The organism is Gilliamella sp. B3023 (genome assembly GCF_026536845.1).
Classification (GTDB): Bacteria; Pseudomonadota; Gammaproteobacteria; order Enterobacterales; family Orbaceae; genus Gilliamella; species Gilliamella apicola_E.
Window position 1 is genome coordinate 151,061 of sequence record NZ_JAFNNH010000004.1, and the last position, 26,847, is coordinate 177,907.

The window sequence follows — 26,847 nt, forward strand, 5'->3', positions numbered from 1 at the left end:
GTAAAGATAACCAAGTGAAAAATAATTCGATTATCAACCCCCATTGTGAAAAACAAGACCAGACAATTACCTATTGCCCAGTTGATGTCACAATTAATATGATTGGTGGTAAATATAAATCGCTAATACTATGGAAATTGATGTCCAAAAGCGCCATGAGATTTTCTGAGTTACACAAAGAAATTCCAACGGCCACAGCTAAAATGCTAACCCAACAACTACGCGAACTTGAATCAAATGGCTTAATTCATCGACAGGTTTTTCCGGTGGTACCACCTAAAGTTGAATATTCTTTAACTAATTTTGGCAAAAGTATAAAACCAGTACTTGAATCTATGTATTTATGGGGCAGTGACTATTTAAATAATCAAGGCTTACAAGTTAATTGTTCAATGACCGCATTAGATCAATAAATTACTGTTCGTGGTTAATGACAAGTATAGATACAGGGACAATACATCCCTGCATTTAGAGAAAGAAATTAAAATTAATTACGTAATTTTTCTGGCCAATCGTTTTGAGTCGTCACCAGCAAATCTTTAACAATTTTCGGGTTTCCTGCGACAATATTACCAGAAACCATATAATTGTTACCGCCAGCAAAGTCGGTAACCACACCACCAGCTTCACGTAAAATCAGTTCACCTGCAGCAATATCCCATGGTTTTAAACCAATTTCAAAAAAGCCATCTAAACGGCCTGATGCAACATAAGCGAGATCTAACGCAGCTGAGCCAGTACGGCGGAAATCACCACATTTAGTAAATAATTTTTGCAAAACTGCAAAATAACTATCACTATGTTGTTTCGCTTTAAAAGGGAAAGCTGTTGCAAGCACACTACCTTCTAAATCTTTAGCATTACTTACACGAATACGATAACCATTAAGTTGAGCACCTTTACCACGTGCAGCAGTAAACAACTCATTACTCATTGGATTATAAACGACCGCCACTTCGGTTTTACCTTTGACACGAGCAGCAATAGACACAGCGAAATGTGGAATATTTTTAATAAAATTTGTAGTACCATCAATTGGGTCAATTATCCATTGCGTATCAGCATCACTACCTTTAGCAAGGCCACTTTCTTCGGCAATAATAGTATGATCTGGATAAGCTTTTTTGATTGTTTCGATAATCAAAGCTTCAGCGGCACGATCTGCATTAGTCGCAAAATCATTAGCACCTTTAGTATCAATTTCGATTGAACTAGGATTTTCATAGGCCTTAATGGCAACATTACCTGCTTTACGAGCAGCACGAATAGCAATATTAAGCATCGGATGCATAATTTTCTTCCAATTGATGATGTTAAAGAACGGGTTAATTTAGCAAACTTACAAAGTCATACTAAAATTTAGGGCATAGTATAAAGGTTTTATCGATTTATTGCCAGATTATGTTGGGATCTAGATTTGAAATCGCAAAAGTAAAAATTTGGGCAATAAATAAGCTGTTGCGTAATATAAAAACAAAATTTAATAATAAAAGTTATAATTATACTATTTAATAAATTTAACATACTTACTTGAATTTAATAGATTTAATATGAAAATATAAATTTTGTGTAATACCTGTGTAAATATTAAATTGTGAAGTTTTCGAATGAAAATGCATATTTTAAGTTTAGACTTTCTCGTCTTGTAAGCTAAGCCCCTCCCCATTTAAAGAAGCACATTATTTGCATAAAACCTAAATGTTTTAAAGCTAGACAAAAAGCTTATCTAGCTTGGGTAAAATGAAACTGGAAAGATAAAGAATTAACGGAATATGGAAAAAAGATTAGCGCTCTTTGAAAAATAAAACCCATCATAAATTAAATTGCTTTAGCTAGCATATTAATATGTTCTTCAGAAATATACTGAACAAAATCTAGACAAATGTCATATTCAATACAATAATAAAGATGCTTCAAATATTAACTTATTATTTATGGAGATAAAAAATAATTTGATGAAATAAAAATATACAAAAGGAAACATAAAATTATGAAAATTTTTAAATACGCTTTATTAAGTTGTAGTTTGTTCATATTATTTGGATGTTCTGGAAATAGAGAATCATTACCAAGAACAAAGATTGTAGAAACAGAAGTAATTACCTTAAATAATGGCACGAATATTAATGTAATAACTGAAAATGCCATTAATGGGCAGGTAATTAATGATACTAATAATTATTTAAACGTTGTTACCCGAGGTGATACAGCACAAGCTGTTGGAGTAAAAATGGTTCAATTTGCCACTGCATTTTTTGGTAACCTTGGTGGAAATGTAAATACTTTTTCAAAAACAGATTTAAAAGGTAGTTATGTAAATTCAGTACCAAATAAAACCATGGAGCTTTTAAAACCTCAGTTATATACAATATTAAAAAAAATAAAAGCTAACAAACAAAAAGAACACACCATAACTATTCAACCTTATAAATTTAAACTAATTTATGATGGTATAACTGATAATAAATACAATTTTATTTACCAAACATTCATTAAAACCAATGGATTTACTTTTACTTGTTCTAGCGATAGTTTACCGCTAGATGATAAAACCAAAACTTTTGATGCATGGGAAAGTAATAACTATCAGTTGGTCCAAAATATTACTTCAAAATTAATCAATAATTGTATAACTCAATTAAATTCAGAAAAAAATTTCATACAACTTGAAGATGCTTTTAAATAAGAATTAATTATTAGCAATATAGTATGCTAACCATATAAAAGATTGATTTTAATCAATCGGTTATAAAATTCTTTTTTGATTATAAAAACCAGAAATTTAAATTATAAATATCTGGTTTTTTATTCATCACATCGTAAATTATCATATATTAACTATTACCGTTTGAATTCAATATGATTATTAATCATAATCATTTGCTTTAGTAAAAATATCATTTAATACATACACTTAAATTAAAAATAAAGTTACATGTTTTTTTGTCTGGGAATTCGCTTATTATTCGCATTAAATTAGGAATTATTGCATAATATATGGCGTATAAAATACCGAACTTAAGTTAGGAATAATTATGGAACTTCTTTGCCCCGCTGGCTCATTACCATCCCTAAAAGTGGCGATTGATAATGGAGCTGATGCTGTCTATATTGGTTTAAAAGATGATACCAATGCTCGCCATTTTGCTGGTTTAAATTTTAATGAAAAGCGACTTGTTGAAGCATCAGATTATGTTCACAAGCGCGGTAAAAAATTACATATAGCTATTAATACCTTTGCTCATCCTGAAAACTTTGAGCGATGGCAATATGCTGTTGATACTGCAGCTAACATTGGTGCTGATGCTTTAATCATTGCTGATTTAGCGATGCTTGATTATGCTGCTGAGAAGTATCCGAACCTTGAACGTCATGTCTCAGTGCAAGCCTCATCAACTAATGAGGAGTCAATTAAGTTTTATTATAATAACTTTCAGGTGCATCGTATTGTTTTACCTCGTGTGTTATCTATGCATCAAGTTAAACAGTTATCACAAGTATCACCCGTGCCTTTAGAGGTTTTTGCGTTTGGTAGTTTATGTATTATGGCGGAAGGTCGCTGTTATTTATCTTCATACCTAACAGGTGAATCGCCAAATACTGTTGGCGCTTGCTCTCCTGCAAAATTTGTCCGTTGGGAAGAGACCGATAAAGGGCTTGAATCAAGACTCAACAATGTTTTAATTGATTGTCATAAACAAGGTGAAAATGCTGGGTATCCAACACTTTGTAAGGGACGTTATTTTGTTGGAAATACACTTTATCATCCAATTGAAGAGCCAACCAGTTTAAATACAATTGAACTATTACCGGAGCTTTTTGCTGCAAATATCGCTTCCGTTAAAATTGAAGGAAGGCAACGCAGTCCAGCTTATGTAGAACAAGTCACAAAAGTATGGAGACAAGCTATTGATCGCTATAAAGCGAATCCACAAGCATTCCAAGCTGAAAAGAATTGGATGGATACCTTGGGCTCTGTTTCAGAAGGGACTCAAACAACTTTAGGTGCTTATCACCGTAAATGGCAATAATTGGTCAGCATTGATATTGAAATTTTAAAATAAAATAAACATATAATAATCTTAGTAGTTTTCAATATTAATGTGCTAGCCAATTGACTATTCAAGAATTTAAATATAGTGAGCAAAACTATGAAATATGCATTAGGACCAGTGCTTTATTATTGGCCTAAAATTGAAACTGAATCTTTTTATCAAGCCGCTAAAGATAGTGAAGCTGATATTATTTATATGGGCGAAACGGTATGCACCAAACGCCGTGAAATGAAAGTACCTAATTGGTTAGATTTAGCCAAAGAAATTGCTAAGTCTGGTAAACAAGTAGTACTCTCTACCCTTGCGTTACTGGAAGCGCCATCAGAACTGAACGATTTAAGACAATTAGTAAATAATGGTGACTTTTTAGTTGAAGCTAATGATTTGGCTGCCATTAATATTGCCCACGATAATAAAGTACCTTTCGTCGCTGGCCCAGCGATTAACTGTTACAACGCATTTACGCTAAAATTATTACAAAAACAAGGTATGGTACGGTGGTGTATGCCCGTAGAACTATCTCGTGATTGGTTAAATAATGTTCTCAACCAATTTGATTCTTTAAAAATTGATCGTAAATTTGAGGTTGAAGTGTTTAGTTATGGTTATTTGCCATTAGCTTATTCTGCTCGTTGTTTTACAGCCAGATCAGAAGATAGACCAAAAGATAAATGTGAAACTTGCTGTATAAAATATCCTGTAGGACGAGAAGTCTTTTCTCAAGAACAACAAAAGGTGTTTGTACTAAATGGCATTCAAACTCAAAGTGGTTATTGTTACAATTTAGGTAATAATCTTAAAGATATGAAAGGGTTAGTCGATATTGTGCGTATTTCACCACTTGGTATTGAAACGCTTGATATAGTTAAACAATTTAAAGCCAATGAAGACGGCACAAACCCATTACATATTGAACATAAACGAGACTGTAATGGTTATTGGAATGGGATTGCTGGACTTGAACTTACACAATAAACTACCTGAAAAATTTAGAGCAGATTTCCCTGCTCTAAGTAACTCTGTTTATCTTGATTCGGCTGCTACTGCGTTAAAACCGCAAACTATGATTGATACAACGGTTGAATATTATGCACATAATACCGCAACCGCACAGCGCAGTTTACACCAAGATGCACTAAAAGTTACCACAGCGATTAGTGAAGCTCGGCAAAGTGTGGCTAAGTTTATTCATAGTCAATCAAGCCATCAAATTGTTTGGACTCGTGGAACCACCGAATCTATAAATATAATTGCGCAAAGTTATGCGAGACCTTTACTACAGGCCGATGATGAAATAATTGTCAGCGAATTAGAGCACCATAGCAACCTATTACCTTGGTTAATCGTAGCCAAACAAACTGGTGCAAAGGTAATTAAGTGGACTGCCGATGTTAATGAACTTTCATCATTACTATCACCCAAAACTAAAATTGTGGCCATAACCCAGATGTCTAATGTTACTGGCTTTTGCCCAGATTTAGTAAAAATTAGTCAATTAGTCCATCAGCATAATGCCATTTTAGTGGTAGATGGTGCACAAGGTGTTGTTCATCAGCCAATTGATGTTGAAAAGCTAGATATCGATTTTTACGCTTTTTCTGCCCATAAGTTATATGGCCCAACAGGGCTTGGCGTTCTATATGGAAAACAACATTTATTAGAACAGATGGACGTTTGGCAAGGTGGCGGAAAAATGTTGAAAAATACAACATTTTCAGATTTTGAAGTCGAAGATTTGCCTTATAAATTCGAAGCTGGTACCCAAAATATTGCAGGAATACTTGGTTTTAAAGCAACATTAGATTGGCTAAAAAAATGGGATGAAGCACAATTAAATGGTTATATAACACAATTGGCAAATTACGCTGAATCAAAATTAAGTGAATTGAACCATATCCAATTCTACAGTGTTAAGAATAGTCCAATAATTAGCTTTAATATGCACAACATTCATCATAATGATATCGCTATTTTATTAAGTGAACAAAACATAGCAATTCGAACAGGTGGATTATGTGCAAAGCCGCTGATGGATAAACTTGGCTGTCATGGGGTTATTCGCATTTCAATAATGCCATATAATAATCAGCAAGACATTGATAGTTTTGTTACAGCACTGAAAAATGCTATTGAGGTATTAACTTAGGATTTTACGCTAATCGCTTATCTTTTATCTCTAATTACTAACTGGTTTTATTATGTTATCACCACTATTTGAACTATTTTCTAAGCAACATAATTGGCAAGATCGTTATCGGCAATTAATTGCTTTATCAAAGCAATTACCAGCGTTTCCTGATGACCAAAAAACTGAGGCTAATCAGATTGATGGCTGTGAAAACCGTGTATGGTTAACAGTCAAAAAACAACCTGATGATTCATTTATTTTTCAAGGTGACAGCGAAGGTCGAATTGTTAAAGGATTACTCGCCGTTTTAATTATGATTGCCAATAATAAAAATGCAGAACAAATTAAGGCTCTTGATTTTCACGCGATATTAAATCAGTTAAAAATTATTGATGAATTGAGTCAATCCAGGCAGCAAGGACTAGATAAAATAATTGAACGAATTAAATTGTTAACTAATGATGTAAAAAAAGGAGAATAAATTCTCCTTTTTTTAACTATTTATGATTAGCGTTGAGTGAATAATGTAACAACTTTCTTCACGCCAGCAACTTTACTTGCAACATTAGCGGCTTCTTGCCCTTCTTCACTGGTAACAATGCCAATTAAAAACACTTCGCTATTTTCAGTTACCACTTTGATATTACGTGCTTTTGTTTTGGAATTCATGACAAGTTGTGATTTAACTTTTGTTGTTATCCACATATCATTACTGATAGTTCCAGCACCGACAGGCTCACCTGAACGAATTTGATTGTAAACTTTCTTCACACCTTCAACTTGATATGCAAGACGTTCAGCCTTTTCAATTTGTTCTGCATTCGCTTGGCCAGTTAAAATAATATTGCCATCATAGGTACTTGAAGAAATACGAGAGCCTATAAAGAAAGGACCATTTTCGCTTAGCTTATTATTCATTCTGGTATTGAGCGTTGTATCATCAACTTGCGTTCCAGTAGTACGTGGATCGGTTGCAACTTTTGCTGTAGCGCCAGCGCCGACACCAATAACAGCCGCGACACAACCTTGTAGCATTAAAGCACCCGATACTAATACAGCAACTAAGACAATTTTTTTCATTATTACTCCTTTTATTTACAGCTCAGTAAAATTCAAATACTGATAAATTCTTTTTATTATGCCTTGTAGATAATGATTTGCAAAATAATTTTATTATTCTGAAATGTAAAAGTTATTTGATTATTTTTAATTAACATATCTCAAGAAAGCAATTACTCTACTTGTTAAAACAAACATTTATTTTTCTATAAAATCTGCTATCTTTTTACACAGATTAATAATAAACATTAACAGAGTTAAGCTATGCATCAAGATTGTATCGATTGGTTATTTGGATTATCTGCACCAATGGTTGCATTAAATAAAGAAGAAGGCGCAAGTTATACCTCACCTTATTTTTATCCAGAACGAAATTATACTGATATGAAAAAAGACTGGGGCATTGACTCTCGAGAAAGCCTATTATCAATGATTTTTGATATGGTTGATGATGGTCATGCGCCGGCTTTATCTAAACACTATTTTATGTACCCAAGATTAACCGCTCCTCATTGGCTTAAATATATTGAAAAACACTGCGATTACGATAAAGTCTTAATTGAATATGTAGAAAAAACCTATTCCGAGTGTGGTGTTGGTGGCATACGTAGCTTTGATTATGCAAGAATGGGCTATCTATTACGCAATGGCACCAGCAATATGTTCATTACTGAAGATGAAGCACTATGGATTTTTTATAGAATAGCGCTACGAGCTCAGCACTATTATTCATCTTGGCAAAGCTATTTTTCAGGATGGTTTATTGGGTATCAATATTGGGAATCATTATCCAATAAAGAAGATTTAGAGCAGCTACGTTGCGAATTATGTCGCTCATCGCGTAATTGGACTATGTCCAAATTATATTCCAATGAAGACTCCCCCTACCATCATTTACCTTGGTATATCGAACTTGAAGAAATAGAAAAACCACAATCTTTAATGGAGTATGCTTGGTCATGAATAATAATTTTTGGCAATTATTGGGTATTGATAAAACCATTGATATAACAGAAATTCGTAATGCTTATCGGGCAAAACTTCCGCAATATCACCCCGAAACAGATCCAGTAGGCTTTAAAGCTTTACGGGAAGCTTATGAATTGGCGATGCAATACGCAAAGTCACCAGAAGAAACAGATGAACAGTCCAATCAAGAGCAAGAGGAAGTAAGCATTACCGAAGAAGAACGCCAAGTCAAAGAGATCTGCGATAATTATCAAGCTTTACTAGATGATCCTGCTCGCTGCAATGATGTTGATGAATGGCAAAAGTTTATTGCCTCCTTTTTTGATTACCCAATGTCTGTATTAGATATTGCCAAATGGAAAATGTTAGATATCAGTTATGATACATTAACCATATCACTTACTTGCTTAAAAATATTGGCAGAAAATTTACGTTGGCGCCAACAAGTGATGGATCACTATCCTGATAAGATTGAAATGTACGAGAATTTTTTCGATCACATTGAACGAGGTGATTTGTTTGACTATAACTGCCTACCTAAAAATAATAAAGCAGTACAAAATGAAACTATCAATTATGTGCGTAATGCGCAATGGATTTTTTGGGATAAACCTTATAAGGAATTAAATAAGTATTTTTCTATTCATACTGTGATTTACTTACCCAATAACCAGGAATTGATGGAAGATTTAGCTCATTGGCATAGCTTTGCTAAAGTGAAAAATAAAAGTTTATTAGAGTATGCTTTAACTCGCATCGCTAATTCCAATCAAGATGAAGCTAATCAATGGAAAGTTGTTGCAGCAATACAATACTCTTTACTTGAAGATGAAGAAAATGCCTTTCAATTCTGGGTAGAGTTATATCATTTACCACAATATCAAGAGCAAGCTACTTTTTGGTTAATTGAGTGGTGTACCAAAAACCATCAAAATTATTTACCTTTACTGCTCCTTGCACTTAATCAATCACATTGTCTACCCGCTGAAACTGATAATAAATATTTATATGCGATACCCCAGCTTACTACATCTACAAACTCGCGATTGTTTAAATTAAAAATAGAAGATTACCCAGAAGAAATTGCTAATGTTATTAGATGGGCAACTGATATTAATTGGAATTATCGCCAAGTGTTATATACATTATTACATGATGATGGAACCAGTAGCTTTTATCGCTTATATCGTCATGCAATTATGTTACGACACGGTAATGAAACATTATTACATGCAATCTTAAATGATCACTTTGAAGATCAATTTGAACAATTTATCTTACAAAATCTACAACGCCAGGCTAAACAGCACCTTGAATGGCTAACAAAACTTTCACCAGTCCAAGAATTTAAAGCTTGGTTATATTATGATGATACTATTATTCCAACTAAGTTTGACCCAGATGAAAATGGTGAATATGTTTTATTTGGTCGTTTATGGCTAGATAGATTCGATGATATTCCAGACACAGCTAAACTAAATTTATATAGAAATATTAACTATCGCAATATGGAGATGTTTGACTGGCCAATATATTTTCATTTCAGAGGGCGAGATAATTTACCCAAATTACCAGTCGAGTTAATTACTGAGAATAAAGATGCATATTGGCAATGGTATCGTCATTGTCTATTGGTCGTGACTATTGGTAATTCGCCGTTTAAAGCTGCAAATTTCATTAGGAAAAATAATCAGTTATTTCATTTGCCTGATGATGATCAACTCACACCACTACTAAATACTTTTAAGTCTAATGAATGGCAAAATGAAGTTGAGTTATATAATCTGATCGATTGTAATAACAAGTTAACTAGTAGTATGTTATGTAATTACCCTAATGCCATTGAATATTTTATTGATATACCTGAGGATGTTAATTTTACCGATATCAAACAAAATATAGATCAATTATGGCAAGCTAAATTAGCTAACCACTCACCAGCATATTTAATGCTACTCCATACAATAATCTTAAATAAACTGAATCAAAAAGAGGAGTTACATCAGGTCTTACAAAAATTAGCTGGTGATGATGAAGCATTGCAACAATTAGCTAAAGCATTTGAGAACAAACTATCAATCTCCTCCTCATTTAGGAAAGAAAATCGTGATATTTATCAATTATTAAACCAATTGAAAACCCTTAATGAAAATTTATCTGAAGATAATATGATTTTTAATGATGATAAAAGTAATAAATTGGAGAATATTAGAAGTGATACGGATAATGATCTAATATTACGTTTATGCTCGACACTACTTCTAGCAAAAAATATTGAAAATCAAAAGAACCTTGAAGCAAAATCACTACCTAAAAATAAATCGAATCAAATATGGCGTTGGAATGGTCGAACCAATGGCAAAGGTTTTTATAATCAAATATGTTGCGTCACCGCGATATTAAGTTTTTTGATAATAAAGTTAAGTGGGGTGAAATCATCTCATCATATGATTTACTATATATTATTTGCATTAATTATAATTAATATTATTTTTGCAATTAGGCGACGTTCAAATGATGCATATAGTAGCGGAAAATATCGTCTTTCTATTTTCTCACCCTCAATTAATCAAACTAATCGCTATGGACCACCATTAGATAGCTAAGCAAAGATACGGCTTATGCTATCTTCTTTGTATACTATCATCTTTGTATACTATCTCGTTTGTATAAAATCCCCTTTGAAAAGCTATTTAATTATGACCAAAGGGGATATTTTAAATCTATCTGATTATCGATTAAGATCGTTAAGATTCGATTCAATTTCGCTTCGAACCTGTTCTATCTCTTCAAGATTTTGCTGATTTAAGACTTCCATAAAAGCTTCGATATAAGAGCCAATGAGTAGTCGTTCATCACCCAATGATTGTGCCCATGCTCTCTCTAACCTTGCTAATAAAGTACGATTTAACATTTCATCACGAGGATGAATTTTAAGTGCCGCTAATCGGTCATGGCTTTCTTGTTTTTGTTTATCGGTTAATCCAATCGGACTGTGATCAATCACTTTACCATGCAATGCCCCTGTTTCAAGTAATACCACGTCGACTTCAAGCAAACCATTTAAATCATAACTAAAGCGAACATCAATACCTTGTATTTTTTCCATAGGTGTGACTGGCACTTCAAATTCATCAATCAAAACGTTATTTTCAACCTTTGGATTCTCACCTTGATAAACAGAAAGCATAATACTTTTTTGTTGAGGGTATGAAGTGTAAAACGTTTTGACCTTTGAAGTTGGAACTATCGTATTACGCTCAATAATTGGCGAAAATAACCCTTTAATATTACCCGAAGAAATTTCAATACCAAGTGTATATGGGCAAACATCGGTTAGAATAACCTCTTCAACATCGGCATTTCGCAAACGACATGCCGCCTGAACAGCTGCACCTTGTGCAACAATAGTAGTTGGATTGATATGACGATAAGGCAGTTTACCAAATAACTTTGTCACTAACTCACGAACCACACCTAATTGCGATGAACCACCAACTAAAACAATATGTTCGAGTTCATTAGCCTTTAAGCGAGCATCACTTAATGCTTGTTCAACTGGCGCTCGTAATCGATTGAGTAATGGCAACCAAATTGACTTAGCTCTTACTTCATTTAATGAAAATTGCCATTGCTTATCTTGCCAAAACCATGTCAAATTATGCATTTGCTCGCCACTTAGCTTACATTTTAATTGTTCAGCTAAATCCAATAAACGCGCATAATCATCGACAGGAATATCTTCTTGTTTAAGTTCCCATTCACTCAAACATGCTTTAACTATTTCATGAGTAAAATCTTCACCGCCTAAGTAGTTATCGCCTGCTGATGCATGAACCTCAATGATTGGCATTGCATATTCCAATACTGTCACATCAAATGTGCCACCACCTAAGTCAAAAACCAGCGTATTTCCTGATTGTTCTTCATGTAATCCATACGCCATTGAAGCAGCTGTGGGCTCATTGATTAGACGGACCGCGTTTAATCCTGCAAGCTCAGCAGCAAAGCGAGTTTGTTTACGCTGTTCGTCATTGAAATAAGCGGGAACTGAAATCACGACATCACGAATTTCTTGTTTCAAGAAAGCTTCAGCATCCGCTTTTAATGATTTTAAAACTAATGCTGAAAGTTCTGTTGGGGTAAATTTTTGATCACCCAACTCAAAAACTTTACTTGAACCTAAAAAACGTTTGAATGCTGCTGCACTACGACTAGGATGAGTAGTTAAACGAGATAAAGCCGCATGACCAACCAAAATGGTATTATCTTCATCAATGCTGACAGCTGAAGGAGTAACAACTTCACCTATTGAATTGGGAATTAGTGTCGGCTGGCCATTTTGCCAAACACAAATTAAACTATTGGTAGTACCTAAATCAATACCTATTGGAGGATGTATAACCACTTTATTCTCTTAGTATTTTCCAACATGTCAGATATTATATCCTTAATACTATTTGAGGTGCAATTTTATCCAATGTGTTGAGTTAAACATTATTGAAAAAAGAGCAGTTTTACTTATTTTTTTTATCTATCTCAACAATTTGGCTGATTAATTTACCTGTCTTAAGCTGGGTTAAAATAAAGTCACCAATAGACACTTGTTCAACCGTTCTTATCACTTGTTGTTGCTGGTTAGTCGTTACTGAATAACCACGATCTAAAGTAGCAAGTGGACTAACACTATTAAGCTGAGATGTTTTTAATACAAATTCATGCTTAGCGTCCGTTAACCTTTTTTGAACCAGATTAATCAGTTGCTGCTGTTTTCTCTCTAGGTTTTGACCATAATAGAGCACTTTATGTTGTGGTGAAACACGTAACAAATATTTATCCAGCATATTATGTCGATAGGATTGTTTAGATAAATAGTGCTGCATATTTTCAAATAAAGCATGACGACTAGTTAATAAACGATTTAATTGCTTAGATAATTTAGTTTGAGGATGTTGTGATTGCAATCGTTGATAACGCTTATTTAATAATTCTCGTCGACGTACTAAATAGTAATCAATCGCCATACATAAGTATTGTTCTTGAACTTGTAAACTTTTTATCTGCTCTAGCTTATCCCGGCTAACCAACTCAGCTGCTGCCGATGGGGTAGCTGCGCGCACATCAGCAACAAAGTCAGCAATGGTGAAATCAACTTCATGACCAACAGCACTAATAATAGGTAATTGACTAGCAAAAATAGCTCTAGCTAAAAGCTCCTCATTAAATGACCAAAGATCTTCAAGCGATCCCCCTCCTCGCCCAACAATTAAAACATCACATTCTTGGCGAATATTTGCGATTTGAATCATTCTGGCAATTTGTGCCGCTGCTTCGGTACCTTGTACCGACGTTGGGTAAATAATCAAATTCAAACTTGGATCGCGCCGGTTTAATATCTGACAAATATCATGTAGTGCTGCACCTGTTGACGAAGTAATAATCCCAACCGTACGAATATTATCAGGTAACGACTTTTTATAAATCGGATCAAACAATCCTTCTTCTGACAGTTTTTGCTTTAGTTGCTCAAACTTTTGTTGTAACAAACCAGCACCAGCTGGTTGCAATTGATTAATAACCAATTGATAATCACCACGTGCTTCATAAAGAGTTACCGAGGCATTAACTAAAACTTGTTGACCATTTTGAGGGGTAAATCCCGTACGATAATTATTATTACGAAACATGGCACAACGCACTTGCGCAATATCATCTTTCAAAGTGAAATACCAATGACCTGAAGCTGGACGAGAAAAATTGGAAATTTCACCAACTAACCAAACTTGCCCAATAGCATCAGAAAGCAAATCTCTAACTATTTGATTAAGATCTTTTACCGATAAAATCGAACTATTGTGCATACTATTATCCTAACAAGTTTAATCTAAATCAAAGTCGGCCCAAATTGGCGCATGATCGGAAGGTTTTTCCATACCACGAATATCGTAATCAATACCGGTTTCACCACAATACTGCATAAGTTTTTCACTAGCTAAAATAAGATCGATTCTTAATCCGGTTTTTACACTAAAACCTCTGGAACGATAATCAAACCAAGAAAATCTCTGTGTATCTGGATTGGCATGACGGTAAGTATCAGTATAACCTGCTGCCATTAAATTATTTATCCATTCACGCTCTTCAGGTAAAAAAGAGCATTTACCCGCACTTAACCACCGTTTGCGGTTATTTTCATTAATCCCAATATCTAAATCAGTTGGACAAATATTCATATCACCCATAATGAGTGATAATTGGCTATTCAGCTGTCGATCCTGTATATATTCAATTAAATCTTGATAAAATTTACGCTTAGCTGGATATTTAATTTCATTATGCAAACTTTCACCTTGCGGGAAATAACCATTAATGACGGTCAAATTACCTTTGCTAGTAGGAAATTCAGCTACCATTAATCGACATTGAGCACCATCTTCATCGGTCGGAAACCCACACTCGACCGACAACGGTTTTTGCTTAGTCAATAAGGCTACACCATAATAACCTTTTTGACCGTGATAATATAAATGATAGCCAAATTGCTTAAGTTCTTCGATTGGAAATTGGTCATTATGAACTTTAGTCTCTTGTAAACCAATGATATCGGGCTGATGTCTTTCAATAATCGCAGCTAATTGATGGATTCTAATACGAATACTATTAATATTAAAAGATAAAACTTTAATCATAAATTTATTGTATTTGATTTAATTTTGCAATTGACCCATGCTACCAAAAATACGTTATACTGTTAAGCAATTACAGCGAAAGCTATAACTAGTGATTAAAGGATCAACAATATGTCTAAGGAATTACTTTCATTGCGTCATAAAATTGATGAAGTTGACAAATCAATTTTAGCTTTAATTAGTCAACGACTAGCATTAGTTGCTGAAGTTGGTGAGGTAAAAAGCGAGCATGGAATTCCGATTTATGATCCTAAACGTGAAGCCGATATGTTAGCTAAACGTAAGCAAGAAGCCGAAAATTTAGGTATATCACCCGCATTAATTGAGGATATTTTACGCCGGTTAATGCGTGAATCCTATATCAGTGAAAACGACAAAGGTTTTAAAAAAGTTTACAACGGCAAAGGCTCGATTGTCATCATTGGCGGTAATGGACAAATGGGTAGATTATTTACCAAACTATTTACCCTATCAGGTTATGAAGTTAAAACCTTAGGTTCCAAAACCATGCATCAAGCAGCCGAAGTTGTCGCTGATGCCGCTGCCGTTATTGTTACAGTACCTATCAACAAAACATGCGAAATAATTGAACAATTACCGCCATTACCTAAAGATTGCATTTTAACCGATTTTACATCAATCAAAGTCAAACCTTTACAAGCCATGCTAGCCAAACACGCGGGGCCTGTGGTTGGATTGCATCCAATGTTTGGTCCGGACGTGCCAAATTTAGCCAAACAAGTCATTGTCTACTGCCAAGGTCGATATCCTGAACAATATCAATGGTTAATTGAACAGATGCGAATTTGGGGAGCCAATTTGTGCGCGATTGATGCCAAAGAGCATGACAAATGTATGTCGTTTATTCAAGCATTACGCCATTTTACTTCGTTCTCATATGGTGTAAATTTACAACGAGAACACGCTGATTTAGAACAATTAATTACCTTATCATCACCTATTTATCGCTTGGAGTTAATGATGGTTGGTCGCTTATTTGCTCAAGATCCCGTTCTTTATGCCGATATCATCATGGCGTCAGATGAAAATATTGAGTTAATCAAACGCTATTATGAATGTTTTGGGCAAATGGTTAAATTAATTGAACAACGAGATAAAACTAAATTCATTGAAAATTTTAATGAAGTAACTAAATGGTTTGGCAGTTATGCTGAACGTTTTATAAAAGAGAGCCAAGTATTATTAAAATTTGCTAATGACAATCGAGAATAATTTTACTTCGCTTCCTTTTATAGGATAAAAAACGACTTATAAGAAAGGCAATTGGTCAAATAAAAAACTTTAGTATGAGGAAATAACATGTCTAATCGGAAATATTTTGGGACAGATGGTATTCGTGGAAAAGTTGGAGAATATCCTATCACGCCTGATTTCGCCCTCAAGTTAGGCTGGGCAGCAGGACGAGTACTGGCTAAAGATGGTGTTAAAAAAGTCCTCATCGGTAAAGATACTCGTATTTCAGGTTATATGCTTGAATCGGCTTTAGAAGCAGGATTTGCCTCCGCGGGCGTCGCTGCTGCTTTTACTGGACCAATGCCAACACCTGCCATTGCTTATCTAACTCGCACATTTCGGGCTGATGCGGGTGTAGTCATATCGGCCTCTCATAACCCATTTTATGATAACGGTATTAAATTTTTCTCAACTGAAGGGCGAAAACTCGATGACGCCATTGAATTAGAAATCGAAGCCGAGCTTGAAAAACAGATCGACTGTGTTGAATCAAAACAACTTGGCCGAGCAAGCCGAATAACCGATGCAGCGGGTCGATACATCGAATTTTGTAAAAGCACCTTTGATCACGACTTAAGTCTATCAGGACTAAAAGTTGTTGTGGATTGTGCCAACGGAGCCACTTACCACATTGCCCCAAAAGTACTTCGAGAACTTGGTGCTAAAGTAATAAAAATTGGTTGTGAACCGGATGGAGTCAATATTAATGAAAACTGTGGTGCTACTGATGTAAAAGCATTAACTAAAACTGTCCTTGAAGAAAAAGCTGACTTGGGCTTTGCTCTTGATGGTGATGGTGACCGCATCATTATGGTCGATCATAAAGGCAATAGAATTGATGGTGATTTAATTATTTACATTATTGCTCGTGAAGCCTTAAGGCAAGGTCAACTTAAAGGTGGCGTTGTCGGGACCTTGATGAGCAACATGGGACTTGAAATCGCCCTTAAAAATCTTGGCATCCCATTTGTACGAGCAAAAGTGGGGGACCGTTATGTGCTTGAAATGCTGGTTGAAAAAAATTGGCGATTAGGTGCAGAAAATTCAGGCCATGTCCTTTTACTTGATAAAACTACAACAGGCGATGGTATTGTTGCAGGCTTACAAGTTCTGGCAGCAATGATAAGAAATAACATGTCACTCGCTGAATTATGTCAAGGCATGACCATGCTACCACAAATATTAATTAACGTCCGTTATACAGGAAACCCATTAGCCAATGCTGCGGTCAAATCTGCAATTGAACAGGCAGAAACGCAACTTGGCAATGAAGGTCGGGTATTGATACGCAAATCAGGCACCGAACCGCTTATCCGCGTAATGGTAGAAGGTAGTAATCACTCTCAAGTGCAAAAATTAGCGGAACAAATTGCCAATGCAGTTAAAGCATCAAATTAGCCTGTTTTTTCATCATTAATTAAGCTATTGATGAACAATATTTCTAATAAAGTGATCGGTAAAGCTGTTATTCTTTACACAAAATTAGTAAAAAGTGTCTAAATTCTTTATTTTTTTAATCAGTTGTTGACTTATTATAGGGAATTAGGTTTAAAATAATAGCTTCGGTTATTGCAGTGATTGTTTATACCTTTTAAGGCAAAAACAAACTGTAGTTTTTATTTTTAAAATAGGTAAGAGGGTTATATGGCAGTTTCCTCTCCAGCTTCACCGCAAGCTTATATAAAACACCATCTGGAGAACTTACAAGTTGGTTCTGGTTTTTGGACCTTTAATCTTGATTCCTTGTTCTTCTCAATTGTACTTGGTGTGCTTTTCTTATGGATTTTCCATCGTGTAGCAAGGAAAGCGACGAGTGGCGTACCAGGTAAACTTCAATGTGCGGTAGAGATGATCTTTGAATTTGTAAATAATACTGTCAAAGACATGTTCACAGGTCAAAATAAACTCATTGCCCCTTTAGCACTTACTGTGTTTATCTGGGTATTTTTAATGAACTTAATGGATCTAATCCCTGTTGATTTCCTACCTTATGCGGGACAATATTTAGGTCTATCTCATTTAAGAGTCGTACCGACAGCTGACGTGAGTATCACAATGTCAATGTCACTCGGTGTCTTTGCACTTATCATCATTTATTCAATCAAATATAAAGGGATTTCAGGGTTTATTAAAGAATACACCTTGCATCCATTTAATCATTGGGCATTTGCACCAATCAATTTAGTCCTTGAACTTGTTAGCTTATTGGCTAAACCTGTTTCTTTAGGATTACGACTCTTCGGTAACATGTATGCTGGTGAACTTATCTTCATCTTAATAGCAGCATTATTACCTTGGTGGTCACAATGGGTATTATCACTACCATGGGCTATCTTCCATATTTTGATAATCACCTTACAAGCATTTATTTTTATGGTGTTGACTATCGTCTATTTAGCGATGGCCTCAACAACAGAAGATCATTAATTTTAACTTTTTTTTAGATAATAAACTGGAGTATATAATGGATAGTATGAGTATGTTATTTGTAGCCGCTGGCATAATGATGGGATTAGCTGCAATCGGTGGTGCAGTTGGTATCGGTCTATTAGGTGGTAAATTCTTAGAAGGTGCTGCTCGTCAACCAGAATTAATGCCTATGTTACGTACACAATTCTTTATCGTTATGGGCTTAGTTGATGCGATTCCTATGATTTGTGTGGGTATTGCGCTATATGTTATTTTTGCTGTTGCTGGTTAATAATAATTTAAGAGGAATTGTCTCATGAATATGAACGCAACTCTCCTCGGCCAAGCAATTACATTTGTATTGTTTGTTTGGTTCTGTATGAAGTTTGTTTGGCCTCCGGTTATCCGAGCGATTGAAAAACGCCAAAAAGAGATAGCGGAAGGATTAGCTTCAGCAGAAACAGCAAAAAAAGATTTGGAATTAGCCAAAGCAAATACATCTGACATAATGCAACAGGCTAAGGTTGAGGCTAATGCAATTATTGAGCAAGCGAATAAACGCAAAGCAGCCATTCTAGAAGAAGCTAAACAAGAAGCTACTCGTGAAAAAGAAAGGATTGTTGCTCAAGGACTTGCTGAAGTTGAGGCTGAGCGTAAACGCGCTCGTGAAGAGCTTAAACAACAAGTCGCTACACTCGCTATTGCCGGTGCAGAAAAAATTATTGAACGTTCTGTTAATGAAGCCGCTAACAGCGACATCATTGATAAACTCGTAGCTGAACTATAAGGAGAATAGAGCAATGGCTGACTTAATTACGATTGCTCGCCCTTATGCTAAAGCCGCTTTCGACTTTGCTGTTGAAAAAAATAGCATCGAATCATGGCACAAAATGTTAGTGTTAACTGCTGAAGTGAGCAAAGATGCTCAAATAAAAAGCATTTTAACATCTGACATGAAAACCGATTCAGTGGCTAACTTACTCATCAACATCTGTAAAGATGTGCTTGATGAGTTTAGCACTAATTTTATTAAAGTGATGGCTGAAAACAAACGCTTATCCCTTCTTCCTGAAGTGTTAACATTGTTTGAGCAATACTGTTTAGAAAGAGAAGCGCAAGCAGACGTTGATGTAATTTCTGCCAATGAGCTTACTAGTGAACAACTTGATAAAATTTCTGTCGCTGTCGAAAAACGTTTATCACGAAAAGTAAAACTAAAATGTCATATTGATAAATCGCTCATTTCTGGTTTTATTATTCGTACGGGCGATATGGTTATTGATAGTAGTATCAGAGGACGTCTAAATCGACTAAATGACGTTCTACAGTCTTAAGGGGACTGATAATGCAGCTAAATTCAACTGAAATAAGTGAACTAATTAAAGAGCGGATAGCTCAGTTCAATATTGTGAGTGATGCTCACAATGAAGGAACGATCATCTCAGTAAGTGATGGTATCCTTCGAATCCACGGATTAACTGATGTCATGCAAGGCGAAATGATTGCATTACCAGGCAACCGATATGCAATGGCATTAAACCTTGAAAGAGATTCTGTTGGTGCGGTGGTCATGGGACCATACGAAGACTTATCTGAAGGGATGAAAGTACAATGTACTGGCCGTATTTTACAGGTACCAGTAGGTGATGGTTTATTAGGCCGTGTTATTAACACACTTGGTGAACCAATTGATGGTAAAGGTTCGATTCAACATGACGGCTTCTCACCTGTAGAAGTTGTTGCGCCAGGCGTTATCGATCGTCAATCTGTTGACCAAGCGTTACAAACTGGTTATAAAGCGGTTGACTCAATGATTCCAATTGGTCGTGGTCAACGTGAACTTATCATCGGTGACCGTCAAACCGGTAAAACCGCATTAGCCATCGACGCCATTATTAATCAACGTGATTCTGGTGTTAAATGTATTTACGTCGCAATCGGTCAAAAACAATCAACTATTGCTAACGTAGTGCGTAAACTTGAAGAGCACGGTGCACTTAAAAATACCATTGTGGTTGTTGCATCAGCGTCTGAATCAGCAGCATTACAATACTTAGCACCTTACGCGGGTTGTGCTATGGGAGAATACTTCCGTGACCGCGGACAAGATGCACTAATTGTTTATGATGATTTATCGAAACAAGCCGTTGCTTATCGTCAAATTTCATTACTACTTCGTCGCCCACCTGGACGTGAAGCTTACCCTGGTGACGTGTTCTATCTTCACTCACGTTTACTTGAACGTGCAGCTCGTGTTAACGAAGCTTATGTTGAAGAGTTCACTAAAGGCGAAGTAAAAGGTAAAACCGGTTCATTAACTGCGTTACCAATTATCGAAACTCAAGCGGGTGACGTTTCTGCATTCGTACCAACTAACGTAATTTCGATTACAGATGGTCAGATCTTCCTTGAAACCAGCTTATTCAACTCGGGTATCCGTCCTGCGGTAAACCCAGGTATCTCGGTTTCTCGTGTAGGTGGCGCGGCTCAAACTAAGATAATGAAAAAATTATCAGGCGGTATTCGTACAGCACTTGCACAATATCGTGAATTAGCCGCTTTCTCACAATTTGCATCTGACTTAGACGAAGCAACAAGAAACCAATTAAGCCACGGTGAAAAAGTAACTGAATTACTCAAACAAAAGCAATATTCACCAATGACTGTTGCAGAGCAATCAATTGTACTTTATGCCGCTGAGCGTGGTTATCTAGAAGATGTTGAACTTGCTAAAGTATTATCATTTGAAACAGCACTTCTATCTTATGCCCATAGTCAATATGCCGATTTTGTAAAACAGATCGACGAGACAGGCAATTACAACGATGAGATTGAAAGTAAGTTAAAAGCATTGCTTGAAAGCTTTAAATCAACTCAAACTTGGTAAGGGTGAGGTAACAAATGGCTAATGCAAAAGAGATTAGAACGAAAATTGCCAGTATCCAAAGTACGCAAAAGATCACCAAAGCGATGGAAATGGTAGCCAACTCTAAAATGCGTAAAACGCAGGACAGAATGGCTGCTAGTCGTCCATATGCTGAAATGATTCGCGAAGTAATTGGACATTTAGCGTTAGCTCAAATAGGCGCCAAACATCCCTATTTAGAAGAAAGAGATGTAAAGCGAGTTGGCTATCTTATCATATCAACCGATCGTGGTTTATGTGGTGGATTAAATATCAATCTTTTCAAAACTGTTATCGCTGATATGTCAGCATGGCAAGAGAAAGGTGTTGAAGCAGATGTGGCTTTAATTGGTTCACGTGGGGTATCGTTTTTCTCTTCAGTAAAAACGAATATTTTAACCCAAGTAACTAATTTAGGTGACGAACCCACTTTATCTGATTTAATTGGTCCGGTAAAAACAATGCTTGAGGCATATGACAACGGTAAAATTGATAAATTATATATAGTAACCAATAAATTTATTAATACCATGTCCCAAAAGCCGACAATACAGCAATTATTACCGTTACCACATTCAGAAGATAAAGAGCTAAAAGCTTCATCATGGGATTATATTTATGAGCCAGATGCAAAATCATTATTAGATGTGATTTTACGTCGTTATATTGAATCACAAGTCTATCAAGCGGTGGTTGACAATTTAGCGAGTGAACAAGCAGCAAGAATGGTGGCCATGAAAGCAGCAACCGATAACGGTGCAAATTTAATTAATGAATTACAAATTGTGTATAACAAAGCACGTCAAGGTGCGATTACCAACGAATTAATTGATATTGTATCGGGTGCAGCTGCTGTTTCAGGTTAGTGCTAAATATTGGCTTATAGTTAAGAAAAAGACGTAGAGGAATAAAAATGGCTACTGGAAAGATTGTCCAGATCATCGGTGCGGTGGTTGATGTCGAATTCCCAGAAGATGCAGTACCAAAGGTATATGATGCATTAGAAGTGGAAACTGGCACTGAAAAATTAGTTCTGGAAGTTCAGCAACAATTAGGTGGTGGCGTTGTATGTTGTATTGCAATGGGCTCATCTGATGGTTTAAGACGTGGACTTAAAGTAGTAAATACAGGTCACGGCATAGAAGTTCCTGTAGGAACAAAAACACTTGGCCGAATTATGAACGTACTTGGTGATCCTGTTGATAAAGCAGGTCCTATTGGTGAAGAAGAGCGTTGGGCGATTCACCGTGCAGCACCAACATACGAAGAGTTGGCTAACTCAACAGAATTACTTGAAACCGGTATCAAAGTTATCGACTTAATTTGTCCATTTGCAAAAGGTGGTAAAGTTGGTCTATTTGGTGGTGCGGGTGTGGGTAAAACCGTTAACATGATGGAATTAATTCGTAACATCGCGATCGAGCACTCAGGTTACTCAGTATTTACTGGTGTGGGTGAACGTACTCGTGAAGGTAACGACTTCTATCATGAAATGAAAGAATCAAACGTACTTGATAAAGTATCGTTAGTTTATGGTCAGATGAATGAGCCACCAGGGAACCGTTTACGCGTAGCGTTAACTGGCTTAACCATGGCGGAAAAATTCCGTGACGAAGGTAAAGACGTACTATTATTTATCGATAATATTTACCGTTATACCTTAGCCGGTACTGAAGTATCTGCACTATTAGGTCGTATGCCATCTGCGGTAGGTTACCAACCGACATTAGCAGAAGAGATGGGGTTATTACAAGAACGTATCACCTCAACTAAAACCGGTTCAATTACCTCAATCCAAGCAGTATACGTACCAGCCGATGACTTAACTGACCCATCGCCGGCAACAACCTTTGCTCACTTGGATGCAACAATCGTATTAAGTCGTCAAATCGCATCATTAGGTATTTACCCAGCGGTTGACCCACTTGACTCAACAAGTCGTCAATTAGATCCACTTGTTGTTGGTCAAGAACATTACGATTGTGCTCGTGGCGTACAGTCAATTCTTCAACGTTATCAAGAATTAAAAGATATCATTGCAATTCTTGGTATGGATGAATTATCGGAAGATGATAAATTAACTGTTGCTCGTGCACGTAAGATTCAACGTTTCTTATCTCAACCATTCTTCGTTGCGGAAGTGTTCACTGGTTCACCAGGTAAATACGTACCATTAAAAGACACCATCAGTGCATTTAAAGGTATTATGAACGGTGATTATGACCATATTCCTGAACAGGCATTTTATATGGTTGGTTCAATCGACGAAGCGATTGAGAAAGCAAAATCTCTCTAAGAGATTTATAGAACGGAGAGAGCATTATGGCACTAACTTCCTATCAATTAGAAGTTGTTAGTGCTGAATCTCACCTTTTTTCAGGTGATGTTCAGCGAATCAGAGTCACAGGGCGAGAAGGTGAACTCGGAATTTATCCCGGTCACACTCCGTTACTGACCACCATAAAGCCGGGAATGGTCGGGATTGTAAAAGCCAATGGTGAAGAAGAGTTTATCTATCTATCAGGTGGTATTTTAGAAGTACAACCAACTTTGGTCACAATCTTAGCCGATACCGCTATTCGTGGTGAAGACTTAGATGAAGCAAGGGCGCAAGAAGCAGTAAGACAAGCACAAGAACACATTAATCACCCAAGCGATGATATGTCTTTTGCTCAAGCATCTGCTGAACTGTCAAAAGCCTTAGCAAAAATACGTGTTATCGAGTTAACGCGTCGTATGGGTCAATAAAATATACGTTGATCATTCAACAAAGCAATAAAGGTTACAAATTAATAAATTGTAGCCTTTTTTATTAGCGACTTAATCGCATCATTTGATAACTAAAAACACAACTTTCCCTTCAAAAACCCCGCTCCTCAACTTTTTTTCGATAAAAAACTAAAAAACCACCCTAGTTGAGGTGGATGATTTACCTTTAACATTAAGCTCTGCGTAAAAATGCTGACCTTATTTATAGCCTTTTTTCTATCAGCGGATTTAATAAATCCGATAGAGCCATCAGGCACAGTGTGCTCTGCTATTAATGCAATTCACTAAAATAATTCTTCAACGCCTGAATAAACGCACTATCTACCATCGATTTATTTGCCTGCCATGATTGTAAAAATAATAGATGCTGAACCGTTAACGGTTTATTCATATCGCGAAATTCGTTTAACTGTTCGTTTACCTCTTGGGATGTTGTGAGAAGGGATTGTGGTGTTTTTTGCTTCGGTATTTGGCAATGCTTTTGGTACCATAATTCATAACCACTTAAATCATAATCACCCAATAACTCATAACCCGTTAAATTAGGGTTGGCATTAGGGTAGCGTTTAGTAATAGAACGGGTAGGAAATCCACCGCAAACGATAATTTGGTCTATTTTTTTTATATACTTTGCCGTTACCTTTAAGTTAAAACCCAATAATTGCTCAACCACATATAATGATTGATTATAAAGCTTTAAAAAATTACCTTCGGCTATAAACTGAACCGGCCTTTTACTTAACGCTATTTTTTCTTCAATATTCATTTTATATTACTCCTTTAATATCAATATTTTTAACCACCACCTCGGTGCCCAGCATTTTTGTCGCTAAGCCACAAAATCGCTTTTTTTTATGGCTAAACGACGTTGACTCCTTGAGTCAGCTTACTTTTAATCACCTAATACTATTTTTTATCACTCCCACCCCCGCCCTAAGGATTAAGGGCGAAGAAATAAAAACTAAGGATGGGAGCAAAGGCCGGAGTAGCCGCCGTAGGTCCAATCCACGTTACCGTAGTTTGGGTTCACGATAAACTGGCGACTACCACGCGGGTCACTAGTCCAGTACCAAAGGCTGTAGAAGCCAACGCCTGAATAATCATCCATTTTGCCCCACTCAGTGAAAAAACCTGAACCTATATGACGCATAAAATAATTACCCGGCGAGGAAGGGGTGGCGCTAGAGATAATTCCATCAGAACGAACAGCGTTGGTTAAATCCCTTACGCTAGGTAGACGATAACCAAGACTATTACACCAAGATAAGGTATTAGAATAATTGTCCCACTTAGAACCACGGTTCACGAACCACTGCTTCAAAGTAAAACCATATCTGGCGACAGGAGTACCATTAGTATCACGACCGACCAACTCGAAGGTCTGAGGCAAAGTAGGTTTAGAAATAGGACCAGGAGTGGATGAATTATGCTGGGATTCTGTAGCGTAAGGACCCGTTAAAGTAACACGAACGCTTGTAGCAGAAGGATTAGACATTGTGACTGTGATACCACCCCGAGAAACAGAAGACCAAGACAATGGCTGACTACTACCACTAATGAGTAAATCAAAGTACAATTTGTTAGCACCAGTAGTAGGAAAGTTTCTACCGTAAAGTGACGGGTCAGTTGACTGAGTGAGAAAGCCCTTAGTACGGTCCCACATTGAAGATGGGCCATTTTGGCTAGAATCATAGTGATACGTGCTTGGTCTGGCGAAACAAACCACCGGCACAGCCTTAGGATTGACGTAATAAATCACGCTACTTTCACGGAAAGTACTACGATTAGGAACGCCGTAACGAGTAGATAATGTACCGTTAGTACTAGATAACTTAACACTATAAGGTGCCTTACAAATCTCTGGCACTGCACTACGTGATACCGTTTGACCGTTTTTATCGACGATAGATAAACTTAAACGACCAGTAGCAGTAACACCAGAATCTCCATCATCATCACCCCAATAATTATTAGGAGGACCGATAAGAGAACTTAAATCGACTGAATTTGTATCAGTAGGAACGAACATACGAATATCAGCAAAACTCTGACCCTCAACCGGCAAGACGATTGGGGTTGTAGATGAAGTATTATTAGAAGGCGTGTAATTAGCTCCGTTAGATAGTGTAATCCCAAGCAGACCGTTAGCATCGACAGCACGTGTACGACCACCGTCGAAAGTCAAATAAGGAGGAGTACCCTGTATCTGATTTGCTGTTGTCTGTGATGTCAATGCGTGACCAGAAAAAGGAAGGAAAAAGACCACGAAAAAAACAATCTGCCGGGATAATTTGGGAAAGGATCGAAAATAGGATCTGAAAGAGGATCCGAAATACGATCGAGAAAAGAATCGCGGAAGCGATCGCGCGATAATTCGCAGAATTTCACTTGATTGAGTGGAAAAATAAGTTTCAGTAAAAAATTTAAGCTGGTAGCTGGACTTAGACGAATTTAAAAGATAGGTTTGGCAGGTTGGCTGTTGGCTGTTGGCTGTTGAAAATTATATTGCATTTTAGACTATCCTGTCAAGTAATTTTTTGATTAATTTACAATTTTATACTTTTTTGTCAAATTTTAGCCTATTAGCTAAAACCGTGTAAAAAGTATAGT

The 26,847-nt window shown here is 36.2% G+C and carries 25 protein-coding genes; 18 read left to right on the top strand and 7 right to left on the bottom strand.

The features are described 5' to 3' along the window. Positions 1-98: 98 nt before the first annotated feature. A complete protein-coding gene (locus J3U16_RS04105) occupies positions 99-413 on the top strand; it encodes a winged helix-turn-helix transcriptional regulator (protein WP_416379940.1) in 315 nt (104 codons plus the stop codon). 74 nt (positions 414-487) lie between these two features. Here J3U16_RS04105 and suhB read toward each other — a convergent pair whose 3' ends face one another. Beyond that, the gene (gene suhB / locus J3U16_RS04110) at positions 488-1,291 is read right to left on the bottom strand and encodes an inositol-1-monophosphatase (protein ID WP_065734990.1); all 804 of its coding nucleotides are present in this window, start codon (positions 1,289-1,291) and stop codon (positions 488-490) included. A 699-nt stretch (positions 1,292-1,990) separates the two neighbouring features. On the opposite strand from suhB, the gene J3U16_RS04115 reads away from it, so the two are divergent. The 5 genes from J3U16_RS04115 (at position 1,991) to csdE (ending at position 6,664) form a co-directional block, all read left to right on the top strand. Beyond that, positions 1,991-2,686, top strand: coding sequence for a hypothetical protein (locus J3U16_RS04115; protein ID WP_065563760.1), 696 nt, complete (start codon positions 1,991-1,993; stop codon positions 2,684-2,686). 349 nt (positions 2,687-3,035) lie between these two features. Then, a complete protein-coding gene (ubiU, locus tag J3U16_RS04120; protein ID WP_065563761.1) occupies positions 3,036-4,031 on the top strand; it encodes a ubiquinone anaerobic biosynthesis protein UbiU in 996 nt (331 codons plus the stop codon). 120 nt (positions 4,032-4,151) lie between these two features. Then, the gene (locus J3U16_RS04125; RefSeq protein WP_065563762.1) at positions 4,152-5,030 is read left to right on the top strand and encodes a U32 family peptidase; all 879 of its coding nucleotides are present in this window, start codon (positions 4,152-4,154) and stop codon (positions 5,028-5,030) included. Continuing rightward, complete coding sequence (csdA, locus tag J3U16_RS04130) at positions 4,987-6,201, top strand: cysteine desulfurase CsdA (protein WP_267342531.1); 1,215 nt, start codon at positions 4,987-4,989, stop codon at positions 6,199-6,201. Before J3U16_RS04125 ends, csdA begins: the two co-directional genes overlap by 44 nt. Before the next feature lie 52 nt (positions 6,202-6,253). After that, complete coding sequence (csdE, locus tag J3U16_RS04135) at positions 6,254-6,664, top strand: cysteine desulfurase sulfur acceptor subunit CsdE (protein ID WP_065563763.1); 411 nt, start codon at positions 6,254-6,256, stop codon at positions 6,662-6,664. Between the two features lie 26 nt (positions 6,665-6,690). Here the strand turns inward: csdE and dolP are convergent, their stop codons facing one another. Then, positions 6,691-7,263, bottom strand: coding sequence for a division/outer membrane stress-associated lipid-binding lipoprotein (gene dolP / locus J3U16_RS04140; RefSeq protein ID WP_065734991.1), 573 nt, complete (start codon positions 7,261-7,263; stop codon positions 6,691-6,693). 243 nt (positions 7,264-7,506) lie between these two features. Between dolP and J3U16_RS04145 the strand changes: the two genes are divergently transcribed. Both J3U16_RS04145 and J3U16_RS04150 read left to right on the top strand, forming a co-directional pair. Further along, on the top strand, positions 7,507-8,205 hold the full coding sequence (locus J3U16_RS04145) for a DUF1266 domain-containing protein (protein WP_065563765.1): 699 nt from the start codon (positions 7,507-7,509) through the stop codon (positions 8,203-8,205). Continuing rightward, a complete protein-coding gene (locus J3U16_RS04150; RefSeq protein WP_267342533.1) occupies positions 8,202-10,817 on the top strand; it encodes a J domain-containing protein in 2,616 nt (871 codons plus the stop codon). The genes J3U16_RS04145 and J3U16_RS04150 overlap by 4 nt, the downstream gene beginning before the upstream one ends. 125 nt (positions 10,818-10,942) lie before the next feature. Here J3U16_RS04150 and J3U16_RS04155 read toward each other — a convergent pair whose 3' ends face one another. From J3U16_RS04155 to xthA, 3 genes are all read right to left on the bottom strand, one after another. Further along, positions 10,943-12,619 (bottom strand): molecular chaperone HscC, encoded by a 1,677-nt coding sequence (locus tag J3U16_RS04155; protein ID WP_220225328.1) that lies wholly within the window; start codon positions 12,617-12,619, stop codon positions 10,943-10,945. 109 nt (positions 12,620-12,728) lie between these two features. Further along, positions 12,729-14,072, bottom strand: a complete 1,344-nt coding sequence (xseA, locus tag J3U16_RS04160) for an exodeoxyribonuclease VII large subunit (RefSeq protein ID WP_267330538.1) — start codon at positions 14,070-14,072, stop codon at positions 12,729-12,731. 18 nt (positions 14,073-14,090) lie between these two features. Further along, positions 14,091-14,897 carry an exodeoxyribonuclease III gene (xthA, locus tag J3U16_RS04165; RefSeq protein ID WP_065563846.1) on the bottom strand — a complete coding sequence of 269 codons (807 nt, stop codon included), beginning with the start codon at positions 14,895-14,897 and terminating at the stop codon, positions 14,091-14,093. 114 nt (positions 14,898-15,011) lie between these two features. Here xthA and tyrA point away from each other — a divergent pair, with 114 nt between their 5' ends. From tyrA to J3U16_RS04215, 10 genes are all read left to right on the top strand, one after another. Beyond that, positions 15,012-16,133, top strand: a complete 1,122-nt coding sequence (gene tyrA, locus J3U16_RS04170) for a bifunctional chorismate mutase/prephenate dehydrogenase (RefSeq protein WP_267330537.1) — start codon at positions 15,012-15,014, stop codon at positions 16,131-16,133. Between the two features lie 87 nt (positions 16,134-16,220). Further along, on the top strand, positions 16,221-17,552 hold the full coding sequence (gene glmM / locus J3U16_RS04175) for a phosphoglucosamine mutase (RefSeq protein WP_065563770.1): 1,332 nt from the start codon (positions 16,221-16,223) through the stop codon (positions 17,550-17,552). Positions 17,553-17,798: 246 nt separating this feature from the next. Continuing rightward, positions 17,799-18,581: a F0F1 ATP synthase subunit A gene (gene atpB / locus J3U16_RS04180; RefSeq protein ID WP_065734997.1), complete on the top strand. Its 783-nt coding sequence runs from the start codon at positions 17,799-17,801 to the stop codon at positions 18,579-18,581. 37 nt (positions 18,582-18,618) lie between these two features. Next, positions 18,619-18,855 carry a F0F1 ATP synthase subunit C gene (atpE, locus tag J3U16_RS04185; protein ID WP_065563772.1) on the top strand — a complete coding sequence of 79 codons (237 nt, stop codon included), beginning with the start codon at positions 18,619-18,621 and terminating at the stop codon, positions 18,853-18,855. 24 nt (positions 18,856-18,879) lie between these two features. Continuing rightward, complete coding sequence (gene atpF / locus J3U16_RS04190; RefSeq protein WP_065563773.1) at positions 18,880-19,350, top strand: F0F1 ATP synthase subunit B; 471 nt, start codon at positions 18,880-18,882, stop codon at positions 19,348-19,350. A 13-nt stretch (positions 19,351-19,363) separates the two neighbouring features. After that, positions 19,364-19,897, top strand: a complete 534-nt coding sequence (gene atpH / locus J3U16_RS04195; protein WP_065563774.1) for a F0F1 ATP synthase subunit delta — start codon at positions 19,364-19,366, stop codon at positions 19,895-19,897. A gap of 11 nt (positions 19,898-19,908) precedes the next feature. Beyond that, positions 19,909-21,450 (top strand): F0F1 ATP synthase subunit alpha, encoded by a 1,542-nt coding sequence (gene atpA / locus J3U16_RS04200; RefSeq protein ID WP_065563775.1) that lies wholly within the window; start codon positions 19,909-19,911, stop codon positions 21,448-21,450. A gap of 14 nt (positions 21,451-21,464) precedes the next feature. After that, positions 21,465-22,334 (top strand): F0F1 ATP synthase subunit gamma, encoded by an 870-nt coding sequence (atpG, locus tag J3U16_RS04205; protein ID WP_065563776.1) that lies wholly within the window; start codon positions 21,465-21,467, stop codon positions 22,332-22,334. A 47-nt stretch (positions 22,335-22,381) separates the two neighbouring features. Next, positions 22,382-23,764 carry a F0F1 ATP synthase subunit beta gene (gene atpD, locus J3U16_RS04210; RefSeq protein WP_025314341.1) on the top strand — a complete coding sequence of 461 codons (1,383 nt, stop codon included), beginning with the start codon at positions 22,382-22,384 and terminating at the stop codon, positions 23,762-23,764. 26 nt (positions 23,765-23,790) lie between these two features. Then, entirely contained in the window at positions 23,791-24,216 is a 426-nt protein-coding gene (locus J3U16_RS04215) for a F0F1 ATP synthase subunit epsilon (protein WP_065734998.1), read from the top strand. Between the two features lie 292 nt (positions 24,217-24,508). Here the strand turns inward: J3U16_RS04215 and J3U16_RS04220 are convergent, their stop codons facing one another. Continuing rightward, complete coding sequence (locus J3U16_RS04220; protein ID WP_267342535.1) at positions 24,509-25,003, bottom strand: hypothetical protein; 495 nt, start codon at positions 25,001-25,003, stop codon at positions 24,509-24,511. Between the two features lie 195 nt (positions 25,004-25,198). Next, positions 25,199-26,503, bottom strand: a complete 1,305-nt coding sequence (locus J3U16_RS04225) for a hypothetical protein (RefSeq protein ID WP_267330534.1) — start codon at positions 26,501-26,503, stop codon at positions 25,199-25,201. Positions 26,504-26,847: the final 344 nt, after the last annotated feature.